Here is a 13,608-nt window from a genome sequence, read left to right on the forward strand (position 1 = left end):
ATGCCTGATTCGGTGGCATGTTGCGGTGCATGATTTTTCCTGCCTGATGAGCAGGCAAGGCTTTGACGCGCTGTCCGGACGGCGCTAGGCTGATCTTCCAAGCAAGAAGTGTGCCGAATTGGCGCGCTGACAGGGAAGGGTCGAAGCCGCAATGGCGATGATGCCGCGTATGGAGCTGCGCCAGGGCCAGTCCCTGGTGATGACGCCGCAGCTGCTGCAGGCGATCAAGCTTCTGCAGCTGTCGCATCTCGAATTGCAGACCTTCGTTGAAGGCGAGTTGGAGCGCAATCCACTGCTCGAGCGCGACGACACCTCCGAGGGCCCGCTGCAGGTCAATGGCGGCGATAACATCCATGCCGCCGACGCCGACAGCTTTGATCGCGCCGAGAGCCTGAACAGCCAGGAGGGAATGGAAAACCGGCTGGGAACCGGGCTCGACAATGTTTTTCAGGGCGAGCAGCCAAGCATGGCTAGGCTTGATACGCGCGGCGCCGACAGCCTGCCGATCATCGGCGGGGCCTATGGCGGCTCGGGCGGCTCCTTCGAGGACGGGCCCGAGGGATTCGAGAGCAGCCTGACGGTCGAGGCCTCGCTGCACGACCATCTCAGCACGCAGCTCGATCTGGCGGTCCATGAGCCGGCCGACCGCCTGATCGGCCGCCATCTCATCGATGCGGTGGATGATGCCGGCTATCTCGGCGAGCCGCTTCCCGATATTGCCGAGCGACTGGGCGTGTCGGTCGCCCGTGTCGAGGGCATCCTGCGGATCGTCCAGAGCTTCGATCCGTCGGGGGTCGCGGCGCGCGACGTCTGCGAATGCCTCTCGATCCAGTTGCGCGATCGCGACCGCTTCGACCCCGCCATGCAGGCACTCGTCGCCAATCTTCACCTCGTCGCCAAGCGCGACTTCGCCGCGCTCAAGCGCATCTGCGGTGTGGACGACGAGGACATCGCCGACATGGTCGCCGAGATCCGGCGGCTCGATCCCAAGCCGGGGCGCGGTTTCGGCGGCTCGACCGCCGAGACGGTGGTGCCCGATGTCTTCATCCGCGCCGCGCCCGACGGCTCATGGCTGGTCGATCTCAACCCTGACACGCTCCCGCGCGTCCTGATCAACCAGACCTATCATGCCAAGGTCTCGAAGGCCGCCCGCAAGGATGAGGACAGGGCCTTTATTGCCGAATGCCTGCAGACCGCGAACTGGCTGACACGCTCGCTGGAGCAGCGCGCCCGCACCATCCTGAAGGTCGCCAGCGAAATCGTCCGCCAGCAGGACGGCTTCTTCGCCCATGGCGTCGAGCATCTGCGCCCGTTGAATCTCAAGACGGTGGCCGACGCGATCGGCATGCATGAATCGACGGTCTCGCGCGTCACCTCGAACAAATACCTGATCTGCTCGCGCGGCGTCTTCGAGATGAAATATTTCTTTTCGGCCGCGATTGCCGCCACAGGCTATGGCGAGGCCCATTCGGCGGAAGCCGTGCGCTTCCGGATCCGCCAGATGATCGATGACGAGGCGCCGGCCGCTGTCCTGTCCGATGATGCGATCGTGGCGCGATTGAAGGAGGGTGGCATCGACATCGCCCGCCGCACGGTTGCGAAATACCGGGAGTCGCTGCGTATCCCCTCCTCGATGGAAAGGCGACGCGAGAAGGTCGCCATGGCCATGGGCAGTCGCTGAGGCGCAACTCCCTGTCGCTTGCGGCCATATCATTGACATACCCGGTAGCCAGTTCTTAGCTCGCTAAGATGGCCGATCTCCCGGCCATGGCTAACAAGGGGAAGCACTCCATGAGCTTGCGAATCTCCGGCAAGAACCTCGATGTCGGCGAGGCCCTGCGCGGCCAGGCCGAGGCCCGCGTGGCCGCCGCTCTCAGCAAATACTACGAGGGTGGCTATCAGGGTCACGTCACCGTCGGAAAGGACGGCACCGCCTTCAAGACCGACGGTGTGCTGCATCTGTCGTCTGGAATCACGCTCGAGGCCTCCGGCACGGCCCATGATGCCTATGCCAGCCTCGACAAGATGGCGGAGCGCATCGAGAAGCGACTGCGTCGCTACAAGCGGCGGCTCAAGGACCGCTCCGCCTCGGCCAATGGCCGTGAGCCCGGCGTCGAAATCCCCAGCTATGTGATCGCGGCTCCCGACGAGGAAATCGAGGAGATCGAACTCGAGGGAGCCGGCGATAATCCGGTGATCGTCGCGGAATCGACCAAATCCCTGCATGTTCTCACTGTCGGCGATGCCGTGGCGGAGCTCGATCTGACCGGCGCTCCGGTCGTGATCTTCCGCCATGCTGGCCATGGCCGGATGAACGTCGTATACCGCCGTCGCGACGGCAACATCGGCTGGATCGATCCGCCGGCTTCGCTGTCTTAGGTCTGTCGGGGTCCCGTAGGCCGGAACCCGTCGCGAGCCGCCATCTGTGCGGCATGGGACATGCATAGGCTGGCGCATGACGCTGATGGATCTCCTGACACCCGCGGCGGTGATTTCGCCGCTGCGGGCCAATGGCAAGAAGCAGGCGCTGCTGGAACTCGCCCAGCACGCCGCGCAGCTGACCGGTCTGCCCGAACGCGAACTGTTCGAATCGCTGCAGCAGCGCGAGCGACTGGGTTCCACCGGCATCGGCGACGGCATCGCGATCCCTCACGGCCGGATGCCGGGCATCGATCGACTGGTGGGGCTGTTTGCCCGCGCCGACAAGCCGATCGAATTCGACGCGCTGGACGGTCAGCCGGTCGACATCATCTTCGTCCTGATCGCGCCGGAAGGCGCCGGTGCCGATCATCTCAAGGCGCTGGCCCGGGTTGCCCGTGTCCTGCGCAATCAATCGGTGCTGGAGCAGGTCCGCAGCACCCGTGACCCGGCGGCGATCTATGCCGTTCTGGCCGAGACGGCTGCCCAGGCGGCCTAAGGTGCCGTCGATCGCGATCGAACGCTCTGGGATTTGACCAGATCGCAACATCGTCTATTCGATCCGGCAGCGTGCCTTGCTCACCAGCGATGGGCACCGTTCAATGCCGGAGAGCCCACTGATGGCCTTTACCCATGTCGATCTCTTCCCGCTCGGTGAGGACAGCACGCCCTATCGCTCGCTTGGCAGCGAAGGCGTCACGGTGGCGAGGCTCGGCGATCAGGAGGTGCTGAGCGTCTCGCGCGAGGCGATCCGCCGCCTCAGCGAGCAGGCCTTCATCGACATCAACCATCTGCTGCGCCCCGGCCATCTCGCCCAGCTCGCGAAAATCCTCGACGATCCCGAGGCGACCTCGAACGACAAGTTCGTCGCCTACGACCTGCTCAAGAACGCCAACATTTCTGCAGGGGGCGTCCTGCCGATGTGCCAGGACACCGGCACGGCGATCATCATGGGCAAGAAGGGGCGTCTGGTCTGGACGGAAGGGGAAGACGAGCAGGCCCTGGGCGAGGGCGTCGCCGACGCCTATTTCAAGCGCAATCTGCGCTATTCCCAGGTCGCTCCGCTGTCGATGTTCGAGGAGAAGAACACCGCCACCAACCTCCCGGCCCAGATCGACATCTATGCGGAAGGCCAAGGTCCAAACGAGTCCGCCTACAAGTTCCTCTTCGTCGCCAAGGGCGGCGGGTCGGCCAACAAGACCTTCCTGTTCCAGGCGACGCCGTCCCTCCTGACCAGGGACCGGATGATGGCCTTCCTGAAGGAGAAGATCCTGACGCTGGGCACCGCCGCCTGCCCGCCCTATCACCTCGCCATCGTCATCGGCGGCACCTCGGCCGAGCAGAACCTGAAGACGGTGAAGCTCGCCTCGACTAAGTATCTCGACGCGCTGCCGACCTCCGGATCGCCCTCGGGCCACGCCTTCCGCGACCTCGAAATGGAGGAGGAGGTCCACAAGCTGACCCAGGCGCTCGGCGTCGGCGCCCAGTTCGGCGGCAAGTATTTCTGCCATGACGTGCGCGTCATCCGCCTGCCGCGCCATGGCGCCTCGCTGCCGATCGGGCTCGGCGTCTCCTGCTCGGCCGACCGCCAGGCCAAGGGCAAGATCACCAGGGACGGCATCTTCCTCGAAGCCCTGGAGACCGACCCGTCGCGATACCTGCCCGAGGTCGAAGACGCCTCGCTCGGCGGTGACGTCGTCAAGATCGATCTCAACCGGCCGATGAGCGAGATTCTGGCGACGCTGACGCTGTACCCCGTCAAGGCGCGGCTCTCCCTCACCGGGACGATCATCGTCGCCCGCGACTCGGCCCATGCCAAGATTCGCGAGCGGCTCGAAAGCCAGCAGGGCATGCCCGACTATCTCAAGAACCACCCGGTCTATTATGCCGGTCCGGCCAAGACGCCCGACGGCATGGCCTCGGGCTCCTTCGGGCCGACCACCGCCGGCCGCATGGATTCCTTCGTCGACCAGTTCCAGTCCTTCGGCGGTTCGATGGTGATGCTCGCCAAGGGCAACCGCTCGGCAGCCGTGCGGGAAGCCTGCAAGCGCCATGGAGGCTTCTATCTCGGCTCGATCGGCGGCCCGGCGGCGCGGTTGGCGCAGGACTGCATCCGCAAGGTCGAGGTGCTGGAATATCCCGAACTCGGCATGGAGGCCGTCTGGCGCATCGAGGTCGAGGATTTTCCCGCCTTCATCGTCATCGACGACAAGGGCAACGACTTCTTCAAGGAGCTGAACCTCGGATGAGAACACTCGCTCTTGCCGGTCTCGTCCTGGCGCTGGCTCAGATGCCGCTGCCCGCCCCGGCCCAGGGCCGGCCGGCGGACTGTTCGCGCGATCTGTTCCAGAACGAAGGCGCACTGCGCCGGCAGCAGACGCGGCTGAGTGCCGTGGCCAATGCCGATCAGGCCGCGCAGTGCCGGACCTGGCGCGAGCATGTCGGTTTCCTGCAGAGTTCGCGTTCAGTCTTCGCGACCTGTCAGAGCGGCTCGCAGCGCGAGCAGAACGTCGCCATGATGGATTCCGACCTGGCCGACTACCGCGCCTTGATCGCGGGTCGTTGCGGCGGCAGGCGATGAACGGATACCGTCATCGCAAGCGCAGCGAAGCGATCCAGATGGCTCGACGGTTCTGGATTGCTTCGCTGCGCTCGCAATGACCGTGGCCGGCCTCCTACAAGAAAGCGCGTCCGATGACCGACACCCCGCCACCGCTCCAGATCGCGGTCGTCCCCGTGACGGCCTTCCAGCAAAATTGCTCGATCCTCTGGTGCACGAGGACGATGCAGGCCGCGATCGTCGATCCCGGCGGCGACGTCCCGCTCATTCTCGGCGCACTGAAGGAGATCGGCGTCACACCTGCCGCGATCTGGCTGACTCATGGCCATCTCGATCATGCAGGCGGCGCGACGGAACTGGCGGAGACGCTGTCGATCCCGGTCATCGGCCCGCATGAGGCGGACAAGTTCCTGCTCGACGATCTGCCGACCTCAGGCCTGCTGTTCGACATCCGCGACATGCGTGCGGTCACGCCAACGCGCTGGCTTGTCGAGGGCGACGAGGTCTCGGTCGGCGAGGTGGCTTTTAGCGTCCAGCATGTGCCGGGCCATACGCCCGGCCACATCACCTTCTTCCAGAAGGATCTGCGCTTCCTGCTGGCGGGCGATACCGTTTTTGCCGGCTCCGTCGGCCGCACCGATTTTCCCTATGGCAGCCACGAGACGCTGATCGGCGGCATCAAGGCCAAGCTTTTGCCGCTTGGCGACGATGTCCAGTTCCTGCCCGGCCACGGGCCCGCCAGCACGCTCGGCGAGGAGCGGTTGAACAATCAGTTCCTGACGGGCTGAAACGAAAAGACCCGCAGCGGAAATCCGCTACGGGCCTTGGAAGAACCAACGGCCATGTCCTGAACGGGTGCGCGTACATCCGGCGTCAAACGTTCGGCTCATGGCCGTCTTCTGCGGCGTTGGAGGACTGTGGAACGCCCTCGACATCGCCGTAACAGTCATATGGAGGCGGCCTGTGTCGAATTCAAGGCCGCTTCGAACCATACCCTTGGGAGCTCGTATGACCCCTGCTAGGCGTCGAGCACGCCGAGCAGGAAGTCCTGCTTGCCGATCTGGATTCCATTCTGGCGCAGGATGGCATAGGAGGTCGTGGCGTGGAAATAGAAGTTGGGCACGGCGAAGCGGGTGAGATAGGCCTCGCCGCGCATCGTCATGGTCGCGCTCGGCCCGCGCGGGAAGGTGACGTCGCTCGCCAGGCCGGCCTCGAAGGCGGCGTCGTCGATTCCCTCAACGAAAGCCAGCACCTTGGCGATGCGCGCCTTCAACTCGTCGAAGCTCTTCTCGTCGTCGGGGTGCTTGGGATTGTCGCCGCCGGCGAGGCGGGCCGCGGCGTTCTTGGCGAAGTCGCAGGCGAGTTGGATCTGGCGGGAGAAGGGCAGCATGTCGGGCGCCAGTCGCGCGCCGAGAAGCACCTCGGGCGTGATCTTGCGGGTCGCCGCCTGCTCGACCGTCTTGTCGAGGATGGCGTCGAGCGCCTTCAGGGTCTGGACGAAGCCGGTGAGCGCGGCGGAGCGGGCGGTGATGGGCATGAGACGATCCTCAAAAGAAAACGGGCCCGGAAAGGGCCCGTCGCATCGCCGATATAATCACATCGCCGGGGAATGCACCGGTGCGTGTCATCAGTCCTTGGCGCGCTCCACATAGGAGCCGTCTTCCGTCAACACGACGATGCGAACGCCGGGCCCGATATGGGGAGGCACCGCGGTGCGCACGCCGTTTGTCAACATCGCCGGCTTGTAGGAAGACGAGGCCGTCTGGCCCTTGGTGACCGGCTCGGTCTCTGCGACCTCGCAGGTGACGCGCTGCGGCAGCTCGATCGAGACGGCCTTCTCCTCGAACACCGACAGCGAGACCTTCATGCCCTCCTGGAGATAGGGCGCCATGGTCCCAACCACGTCGCCATCGACATTGATCTGGTCGAAGGTCTCGGGGTTCATGAAAACGTACTGCTCGCCGTCCTGGTAGAGATAGGTGAAGTCGCGATCCTCGACATAGGCGCGCTCGACCTGCTCGGTCGTCTTGTAGCGCTGCGTCATCTTGGTGCCGTCATGGATGCGGCGCATGTCGATCTGCGTCGTCGGTGTGCCCTTGCCGGGGAAGAAGCTCTCGGCCGAGAGCACCGAGCAGAGATGCCCATCGAGTTCGAGCACATTGCCCTTGCGAACGGAGGATGCGATGACCTTGACCACGTGGCTTGTCCTTGAGCTAGCACGGCGCCCCGGGGCGCCCGATCGAAATTCGTTGCCGCGCAACTACCGCATTTGCAGGCGAAACGGAAGCTTGCCGACGTTCCGAACCTGAGACGATGAAAAACCAGTCTTCGCCCTTCTGGCGGCCCGACGTGCATGCCGACCGTCGCCCCGCGCTGCTCGCGCGCGGTCGCATCAAGACGGCGCTGCGGCGTTGGTTCGAAGCGCGCGACTTCGTCGAGGTCGAGGCTGCGATCCTGCAGCTGTCGCCCGGCAACGAGACGCATCTGCACGGCTTTTCGACCACGCTGATCGACGATGCCGGCGCCTATCATCCTTACTATCTGCACACCTCGCCCGAATTCGCCGCCAAGAAGCTGCTGGCTGCCGGCGAGCCGCGCATCTTCGATTTCGCCCGCGTCTTCCGCAACCGCGAGCGCACCGCCCTGCATCACCCCGAATTCACGATGCTGGAATGGTATCGCGCCGGCGAAGGCTACGAGATGCTGATGCGCGACAGCGCTGCCCTCATGGCCGAAGCCGCGGAGGCTGCAGGCACGACGATGCTGCGCTGGCGCGGCGTCGAGGCCGATCCCTTTGCCGAGCCGGAACGTCTGACGCTGCAGGAGGCCTTCCGCCGTCACGCCGGCATCGACCTGCTGCGCACCGTCACCGCCGACAACGATGTCGATCGCGGCGGGCTCGCCGCCGATGCGGTCGAGGCCGGCATGCGCGTCGCCGATGACGACAGCTGGTCGGATATCTTCAGCCGCGTGCTGTCGGAGAGGATCGAGCCGCATCTGGGGCAGGGCCGGGCCACCATTCTGTGCGAATACCCGATCTCGGAGGCCGCGCTGGCCCGCCCAAAACCGGGCGATCCGCGCGTTGCCGAGCGCTTCGAGCTCTATGCCTGCGGCGTCGAACTGGCGAATGGCTTTGGCGAACTCACCGATCCGGCCGAGCAGCGCCGGCGCTTCGAGGCCGACATGGACGAGAAGGCGCGCATCTATGGCGAGCGCTATCCCGTCGACGAGGATTTCCTCGCCGCGCTCGCGCAGATGCCGGCCGCAAGCGGCATCGCGCTGGGCTTCGACCGGCTGGTGATGCTCTGCACCGGCGCGCGCCGGATCGAGGATGTACTCTGGACGCCGGTGTCCGAACCGGGCAGGGGAGCGGCATGACCCTGCACCAGCCTCCCGGCGGCCAGCCGCTGCGCAGCGTCGACGCGCTCGTCGAGGCCGGACTCGTCGCCCCCGTGCGGCGCGAGGCGCTGCAGGCGGTGGCCGATCGCTATGCCGTGTCGGTCACGCCGGCCATGGCGGCGCTGATCGACGCGACCGACCCGGCCGACCCGATTGCACGCCAGTTCATCCCCGACCCCGCCGAACTCGTCACGCTGCCCCAGGAACGCGCCGATCCGATCGGCGACGAGGCCCATTCCCCGGTCGAGGGCGTGGTCCACCGCTATCGCGACCGGGCTCTCCTCAAGCTCGTCCATGCCTGCCCGGTCTATTGCCGCTTCTGCTTCCGGCGCGAGATGGTCGGGCCCGGCGGCGATGCGCTGACCGGTGAGAAGCTCGATGCGGCGCTGGCCTATCTCGCGGGTCACCCCGAGATCTGGGAGGTGATCATGACCGGCGGCGACCCGCTGATCCTCTCCGCGCGGCGTGTGCGCGAGGTCGCCCGTCGTCTCGCCGCGATCCCCCATATCAAGGTCGCGCGCTGGCATACCCGCGTGCCGATCGTCGACCCCGACCGGATCACCGTCGATTACGCGCAGGCGCTGCGCGTGCCGGGTAAGGCGAGCTATATCGCCATCCACGCCAATCATCCGCGCGAATTCACAGCGGACGCCTGCGCCGCGCTGGCGCGCCTGGCGGATGCCGGCCATGTCCTGATCAGCCAAAGCGTGCTGCTCAGGGGCGTCAACGCCGATGTCGCGACGCTGTCGGCGCTGATGCGCGCCTTCGTCGAGAACCGGGTCAAGCCCTATTACCTGCACCATCCCGACTTCGCGCCCGGCACGGCGTCCTTCCGGCTCTCGCTGGAGGAGGGGCAGGCCCTGGTCAAAAGCCTGCGCGGCCATCTTTCGGGTCTGTGTCAGCCGACCTATATCCTCGACATCCCCGGCGGAGCGGGGAAGGTACCGGTCGGCCCCGCCTTCCTCTCAAGCTGCGAAGTGCCCGGCGCCGAGGCCGTGGTGGAAGACCGTTTCGGTTCGCACCACAACTATCCGCCGGATTGAAACTAGTACCGTTTGCAGTAGAATAACTCAGATGGACTAACTTGGGGGCGGCCGATGGATACGGTGAACATCCACGACTCAAAAACGCATCTTTCGCGGCTACTGGAAAAAGTGGCGCGGGGCGAGAGTTTCATCATCGCCGAGGCAGGCAAGCCTATGGCCAAGGTCGTCCCGTTGGACGCTTCTGAAAAACAGTCGCATCGCAGGATCGGTTTTATGGTGGGCGAGTTCACGACGCCCGATGATTTCGACAGCATGGCTGCTGCCGAGATCGAGGAGCTCTTCTCGGGTAAGCCGTTAAGCTACTGCTCGATACGCATGTAATTCTGTGGCTTGCGAGCGAACCCCATAAGCTCTCGTCGGAGGCCGTTGCCCTGATTGAAACGCCGGAGAACGGCATTTACTTCAGCGTCGCGAGTCTTTGGGAGATTGCGATCAAGAACGCGTCAAGGCGCTCAGATTTTGCGGTCAATCTGCGTCGGCTGCGCCGCAATCTGATCGACAGCAACTATCTGGAACTGAAGGCCGAAAGCGAGCATGTGTTGGCGCTGAGTGATTTGCCAGCCATCCACAAGGATCCTTTCGATCGCCTTCTGGTGGCGCAAGCTATGGCTGAGGGGATGACGCTATTGACCTCTGATGCCGTGTTGGCCCGCTATCCAGGGCCTATCCGCAAGATTTGATCAGCCATGCCGAGTCTGTGACCCGCGTCGCCGACTTGCCCCTACGAAAGACATGCCCATGCAAGAAAAACTGCCGATCGCGATCGTCTCCGATCTCGCCTGCCCCTGGTGCTTCATCGGCAAGGCGCGGCTTGAGCGGGCGCTGGAGAGCCATGGCCTGACCGAACGCGTGGCCATCACCTGGCTGCCCTATGAGCTGAACCCCGACATGCCGACCGAGGGCATGGACCGCACTGCCTATCTCGACGCCAAGTTCGGCGCCGGCAAGCGCAAGGAAATCGAGATCCGGCTTTCCGAGGCCGCGCTCGAAAGCGGCATCACCTTCAACTGGGCGGGCGTGACCAAGAGCGTGAACACCCGCATGGCGCATATGCTGGTCGCGGCCGCCTCGACCGTCCAGCGCGGCGGGGATATGAAGGCGGCTCTGTTCAAGGCCTATTGGCAGGATGGCCGCGACATCGGCGATATCGAGACCCTGGTCGCGATCGCCGTCGAGCAGGGATTCGACGAGCAGGCGGCCCGCGACGAACTCGCCAATGGCGAATTGCGCGAGACCGTGATCGGGCTCGAGGACCATGCCCGCCAGGTCGGCGTCACCGGCGTGCCCTTCTTCATCATCGACGGCAAGCTCGCGGTCTCCGGCGCGCAGACCGGCGATGTCTGGGCGCAGGTGTTCAAGCAGGTGCTCGACGACGCGGCCTGAGCAGCGACGGCTCGACGAGGTCGCGGCCTTGCGCCGAGGCTCGAATCATGCCCCATCCCCGCAAAACAGCGGGAGCGGGCCCATGAGCCAGACCATCAACGACCTGCGTGACCGCATGATCGTCGCGCTTGACGTGCCGACGATCTGGGACGCGTACCGCATCGTCTCGCAACTCGGCGACACGGCGAGCTTCTACAAGATCGGTTATGCGCTGGCCTTCGCCGGGGGCTTGCAACTGACCCAGCAGCTGGTTGCCGAGGGCAAGAAGGTCTTCCTCGATCTCAAGCTGCACGACATCGGCAACACCGTGACGGAGGGCGTCGCCTCTCTCAGTCATCTCGGCGTCGACCTGCTGACCGTTCACGCCTACCCGCAGACCATGCGCGGCGCCGTTGCGGGACGCGATGGTGCGGACCTCAAGCTGCTCGCCGTGACGGCGCTGACCTCCTACGATCAGGCCGATCTCCAGGAAGCGGGTTACAGCATGAATGTCGAGACGCTCGTGCGGCGCCGCGCCGAACAGGCCCGCACGGCGGGCATCGACGGGATCGTCTGCTCGGCCGCCGAGACCGAGATCGTCCGCGAGGTGGTCGGCGCCGATATGCTGATCGTCACGCCCGGCATCCGCCCCGCCGGCAGCGCGGCCGGTGACCAGAAGCGCACTTTGACCCCGGGCGAGGCGATCCGCGCCGGCGTCGATCATCTCGTCATCGGGCGTCCCATCATCCGCGCAGCCGACCCGCGTGGGGCGGCGGCCGCGATCATGGACGAGATCGCGGCCGCCTCCTAAGCTTGCGCCCCAATCACCCTCTCAGAGGATTCGGATCATGCCTAAGGGATATGTCGTGGCGCGCGCCAAGGTCACCAACGCGACGCAATGGGCGGCCTATGCGGCCAAAGCCTCCGAGGCGATCAAGCAATATGGCGGAACGCCGCTGGTGCGGGGCGGCCTGATGACCGTCGCGGAAGGCGAGGGCAGGGCCCGCAACGTCGTCCTCGAATTCGAGAGCTTCGAGGCGGCCAAGGCCTATGCGATGTCGCAGGAGTATTCCGAGGCGCGCAAGCTGCGCGAAGGCGCCGGCGAGATCGACATCGTCGTGGTCGAGGGAGTCTGACATGGCCAAGGGCTATTGGATCGCGCGCCTCGACGTCGAGAACGAGGAAGAATACGCACGCTATCGCGCGCTGAACGCGGTCGCCTTCGCGAAATACGGCGCGAAGTTCCTGGTCCGCGGCGGCGAGTACAAGCTCGCCCGCGGCGAGGGGCGCAAGCACAACGTCGTGCTCGAATTCAAGGACGAACAGACGGCGCGCGCCTGCTACGCTTCTCCTGAATATCAGGAGGCGGTGAAGCACCTGGCTCAGGTCGGCCAGGTCGATCTGGTCATCATCGGCGGCTATGACGGCGCCCAGCCGGGCGAATAGAACCGTCCGGGACGGCAGCGTGAGTGGGGCTTGGTGCGTTCGGATGAACCGACTTCAGCAGGACAGCCTCACCGCCCTGGGCGTCATCAGCGGCACCTCGATGGACGGCATCGACGTCTCGGTCGTCACCAGCGACGGGCGTGATGCTGTCGCCTTCGGGCCCGGCGCTTCCTACCCCTATCGCGAGAGCACGCGCGCGGCGCTCCAGGCGCTGATCGCGCAAGCAGAGCGCGCGCTGACCGAACCGCTGGTCGAACTGGAGGCCGAGGTTACGGCTGACCACCTCGCGGCGATCCAGCGTTTCATCGCGGATCATGGGATCGACCCCGCCGGCATCGATCTTGTCGGCCTGCATGGCCAGACGGTCTATCACCGTCCGCAGCAGCGCTTCACCCGCCAGTTGATTGACGGTCCCGCCGTGGCGGCGGCTCTGGGGATCCCGACCATCGACCGTTTCCGCCAGGCCGATGTCGCCGCGGGCGGGGAGGGGGCCCCCTTTGCCCCGCTCTACCACCGCGCGCTGGCGCAGGGGATGGCGCAGCCGGTGATGGTGCTGAATCTCGGCGGGGTCGGCAATGTCACCTATATCGATGGCGACGCGGTCATTGCCTTCGACACCGGCCCCGCCAGCGCCCTGCTCGACGACTTCGTCCTGCGCCGCCTCGGCCGCCCCTATGACGCCGAGGGCGCGTTGGCCGACAGCGGGACGGTTCATGACGATCTCGTCGCGGCCTTCATGGACAATCCCTTCTTTGACAGGCCGGCGCCGAAATCGCTCGACCGCAACGATTTTCACCGCCGCGCGGCCATCGTGGAGCCGCTCTCGGATGCCGATGGCGCGGCGACCTTGGCGGCCTTCACCGTCGAGAGCCTGGTCGCGGCGCTGCGCCATGTCCCGCGCCCGCCCCGGCGCTGGCTCGTCGGTGGCGGCGGGCGGCTCAACCACCACCTCATGACGCGGCTGAGCCAGCGGCTGGGCGTTCCCGTCGAGCCGGTCGAGGCTGCCGGCTGGGATGGCGATGCGCTCGAGGCGCAGCTCTTCGCCTATCTCGCGATCCGATCGGTGAAGGGGCTGCCGCTCAGCCTGCCGGGAACAACCGGCGTGCCTGCGCCGTTGACCGGCGGCAGGCTCAACCGGCTCGGTTGACGTCACAAAAATGTTGGCCGGCACCGGCTATCAATACGAACCAAGGAATTTTCGATTCGCGACCATGGCGATTTCGAAACCAAATCGCTGCAAAGGGGCTCGAAACGGGCCCAAACAGCAGCGGTTTAAGCGGTAAGCCGGCTTTGCCCGGGTGCCGGGGGATGGGCCGTCGATATTTTCTTCAAAAACCGTGTTGACATGTCTGGGTGGTGGGACCTATAAACCGCCCA

At 65.3% G+C, this 13,608-nt stretch carries 17 protein-coding genes; 15 read left to right on the forward strand and 2 right to left on the reverse strand.

The window, feature by feature from the left end:
* Positions 1-151 precede the first annotated feature (151 nt).
* The 6 genes from rpoN to IP69_RS20730 all read left to right on the forward strand — a co-directional run bounded on the left by rpoN (position 152) and on the right by IP69_RS20730 (position 5,766).
* A complete protein-coding gene (gene rpoN, locus IP69_RS20705) occupies positions 152-1,681 on the forward strand; it encodes an RNA polymerase factor sigma-54 (RefSeq protein WP_054144719.1) in 1,530 nt (509 codons plus the stop codon).
* 110 nt (positions 1,682-1,791) lie between these two features.
* Positions 1,792-2,379, forward strand: a complete 588-nt coding sequence (raiA, locus tag IP69_RS20710; protein ID WP_054144740.1) for a ribosome-associated translation inhibitor RaiA — start codon at positions 1,792-1,794, stop codon at positions 2,377-2,379.
* 76 nt (positions 2,380-2,455) lie between these two features.
* Positions 2,456-2,917: a PTS IIA-like nitrogen regulatory protein PtsN gene (gene ptsN, locus IP69_RS20715; protein WP_054144720.1), complete on the forward strand. Its 462-nt coding sequence runs from the start codon at positions 2,456-2,458 to the stop codon at positions 2,915-2,917.
* A 121-nt stretch (positions 2,918-3,038) separates the two neighbouring features.
* On the forward strand, positions 3,039-4,667 hold the full coding sequence (locus tag IP69_RS20720; RefSeq protein WP_054144721.1) for a fumarate hydratase: 1,629 nt from the start codon (positions 3,039-3,041) through the stop codon (positions 4,665-4,667).
* Entirely contained in the window at positions 4,664-4,999 is a 336-nt protein-coding gene (locus tag IP69_RS20725) for a hypothetical protein (RefSeq protein WP_054144722.1), read from the forward strand. Before IP69_RS20720 ends, IP69_RS20725 begins: the two co-directional genes overlap by 4 nt.
* A gap of 113 nt (positions 5,000-5,112) precedes the next feature.
* Positions 5,113-5,766, forward strand: coding sequence for an MBL fold metallo-hydrolase (locus IP69_RS20730; protein ID WP_054144723.1), 654 nt, complete (start codon positions 5,113-5,115; stop codon positions 5,764-5,766).
* Positions 5,767-5,996: 230 nt separating this feature from the next.
* Here IP69_RS20730 and IP69_RS20735 read toward each other — a convergent pair whose 3' ends face one another.
* The gene (locus IP69_RS20735) at positions 5,997-6,515 is read right to left on the reverse strand and encodes a DUF1993 domain-containing protein (protein WP_054144724.1); all 519 of its coding nucleotides are present in this window, start codon (positions 6,513-6,515) and stop codon (positions 5,997-5,999) included.
* Positions 6,516-6,605: 90 nt separating this feature from the next.
* Entirely contained in the window at positions 6,606-7,175 is a 570-nt protein-coding gene (gene efp / locus IP69_RS20740) for an elongation factor P (protein WP_054144725.1), read from the reverse strand.
* Between the two features lie 116 nt (positions 7,176-7,291).
* Between efp and epmA the strand changes: the two genes are divergently transcribed.
* The 9 genes from epmA (at position 7,292) to IP69_RS20780 (ending at position 13,378) form a co-directional block, all read left to right on the forward strand.
* Complete coding sequence (epmA, locus tag IP69_RS20745; protein ID WP_054144726.1) at positions 7,292-8,356, forward strand: EF-P lysine aminoacylase EpmA; 1,065 nt, start codon at positions 7,292-7,294, stop codon at positions 8,354-8,356.
* Complete coding sequence (locus tag IP69_RS20750; RefSeq protein WP_054144727.1) at positions 8,353-9,420, forward strand: lysine-2,3-aminomutase-like protein; 1,068 nt, start codon at positions 8,353-8,355, stop codon at positions 9,418-9,420. Before epmA ends, IP69_RS20750 begins: the two co-directional genes overlap by 4 nt.
* A gap of 54 nt (positions 9,421-9,474) precedes the next feature.
* Positions 9,475-9,744: a type II toxin-antitoxin system Phd/YefM family antitoxin gene (locus tag IP69_RS20755; protein ID WP_054144728.1), complete on the forward strand. Its 270-nt coding sequence runs from the start codon at positions 9,475-9,477 to the stop codon at positions 9,742-9,744.
* A gap of 2 nt (positions 9,745-9,746) precedes the next feature.
* Positions 9,747-10,103 carry a type II toxin-antitoxin system VapC family toxin gene (locus tag IP69_RS21600; protein ID WP_349236312.1) on the forward strand — a complete coding sequence of 119 codons (357 nt, stop codon included), beginning with the start codon at positions 9,747-9,749 and terminating at the stop codon, positions 10,101-10,103.
* A gap of 58 nt (positions 10,104-10,161) precedes the next feature.
* Positions 10,162-10,806, forward strand: a complete 645-nt coding sequence (locus IP69_RS20760) for a DsbA family oxidoreductase (protein WP_054144741.1) — start codon at positions 10,162-10,164, stop codon at positions 10,804-10,806.
* Positions 10,807-10,888: 82 nt separating this feature from the next.
* Positions 10,889-11,596, forward strand: a complete 708-nt coding sequence (pyrF, locus tag IP69_RS20765) for an orotidine-5'-phosphate decarboxylase (RefSeq protein ID WP_054144729.1) — start codon at positions 10,889-10,891, stop codon at positions 11,594-11,596.
* 37 nt (positions 11,597-11,633) lie between these two features.
* Positions 11,634-11,921: a DUF1330 domain-containing protein gene (locus IP69_RS20770; RefSeq protein ID WP_054144730.1), complete on the forward strand. Its 288-nt coding sequence runs from the start codon at positions 11,634-11,636 to the stop codon at positions 11,919-11,921.
* A gap of 1 nt (position 11,922) precedes the next feature.
* Positions 11,923-12,231 (forward strand): DUF1330 domain-containing protein, encoded by a 309-nt coding sequence (locus IP69_RS20775; protein WP_054144731.1) that lies wholly within the window; start codon positions 11,923-11,925, stop codon positions 12,229-12,231.
* Between the two features lie 43 nt (positions 12,232-12,274).
* Positions 12,275-13,378 carry an anhydro-N-acetylmuramic acid kinase gene (locus IP69_RS20780; RefSeq protein ID WP_054144732.1) on the forward strand — a complete coding sequence of 368 codons (1,104 nt, stop codon included), beginning with the start codon at positions 12,275-12,277 and terminating at the stop codon, positions 13,376-13,378.
* Positions 13,379-13,608: the final 230 nt, after the last annotated feature.

The sequence above is a fragment of the Allobosea sp. AAP35 genome, from assembly GCF_001295925.1.
Lineage (GTDB): Bacteria > Pseudomonadota > Alphaproteobacteria > Rhizobiales > Beijerinckiaceae > Allobosea.

What these genes read in the sequence shown, in the direction of transcription:
- raiA (WP_054144740.1), top strand. Translation starts at nt 1,792, where the DNA reads ATGAGCTTGCGAATCTCCGGCAAGAACCTCGATGTCGGCGAGGCCCTG.
- pyrF (WP_054144729.1), top strand. Translation starts at nt 10,889, where the DNA reads ATGAGCCAGACCATCAACGACCTGCGTGACCGCATGATCGTCGCGCTT.
- IP69_RS20725 (WP_054144722.1), top strand. Translation starts at nt 4,664, where the DNA reads ATGAGAACACTCGCTCTTGCCGGTCTCGTCCTGGCGCTGGCTCAGATG.
- IP69_RS20760 (WP_054144741.1), top strand. Translation starts at nt 10,162, where the DNA reads ATGCAAGAAAAACTGCCGATCGCGATCGTCTCCGATCTCGCCTGCCCC.
- IP69_RS20735 (WP_054144724.1), bottom strand. Translation starts at nt 6,515, where the DNA reads ATGCCCATCACCGCCCGCTCCGCCGCGCTCACCGGCTTCGTCCAGACC.
- IP69_RS20750 (WP_054144727.1), top strand. Translation starts at nt 8,353, where the DNA reads ATGACCCTGCACCAGCCTCCCGGCGGCCAGCCGCTGCGCAGCGTCGAC.
- IP69_RS20720 (WP_054144721.1), top strand. Translation starts at nt 3,039, where the DNA reads ATGGCCTTTACCCATGTCGATCTCTTCCCGCTCGGTGAGGACAGCACG.
- rpoN (WP_054144719.1), top strand. Translation starts at nt 152, where the DNA reads ATGGCGATGATGCCGCGTATGGAGCTGCGCCAGGGCCAGTCCCTGGTG.
- IP69_RS20780 (WP_054144732.1), top strand. Translation starts at nt 12,275, where the DNA reads ATGAACCGACTTCAGCAGGACAGCCTCACCGCCCTGGGCGTCATCAGC.
- epmA (WP_054144726.1), top strand. Translation starts at nt 7,292, where the DNA reads ATGAAAAACCAGTCTTCGCCCTTCTGGCGGCCCGACGTGCATGCCGAC.
- IP69_RS20730 (WP_054144723.1), top strand. Translation starts at nt 5,113, where the DNA reads ATGACCGACACCCCGCCACCGCTCCAGATCGCGGTCGTCCCCGTGACG.
- IP69_RS20775 (WP_054144731.1), top strand. Translation starts at nt 11,923, where the DNA reads ATGGCCAAGGGCTATTGGATCGCGCGCCTCGACGTCGAGAACGAGGAA.
- IP69_RS20770 (WP_054144730.1), top strand. Translation starts at nt 11,634, where the DNA reads ATGCCTAAGGGATATGTCGTGGCGCGCGCCAAGGTCACCAACGCGACG.
- ptsN (WP_054144720.1), top strand. Translation starts at nt 2,456, where the DNA reads ATGACGCTGATGGATCTCCTGACACCCGCGGCGGTGATTTCGCCGCTG.
- IP69_RS20755 (WP_054144728.1), top strand. Translation starts at nt 9,475, where the DNA reads ATGGATACGGTGAACATCCACGACTCAAAAACGCATCTTTCGCGGCTA.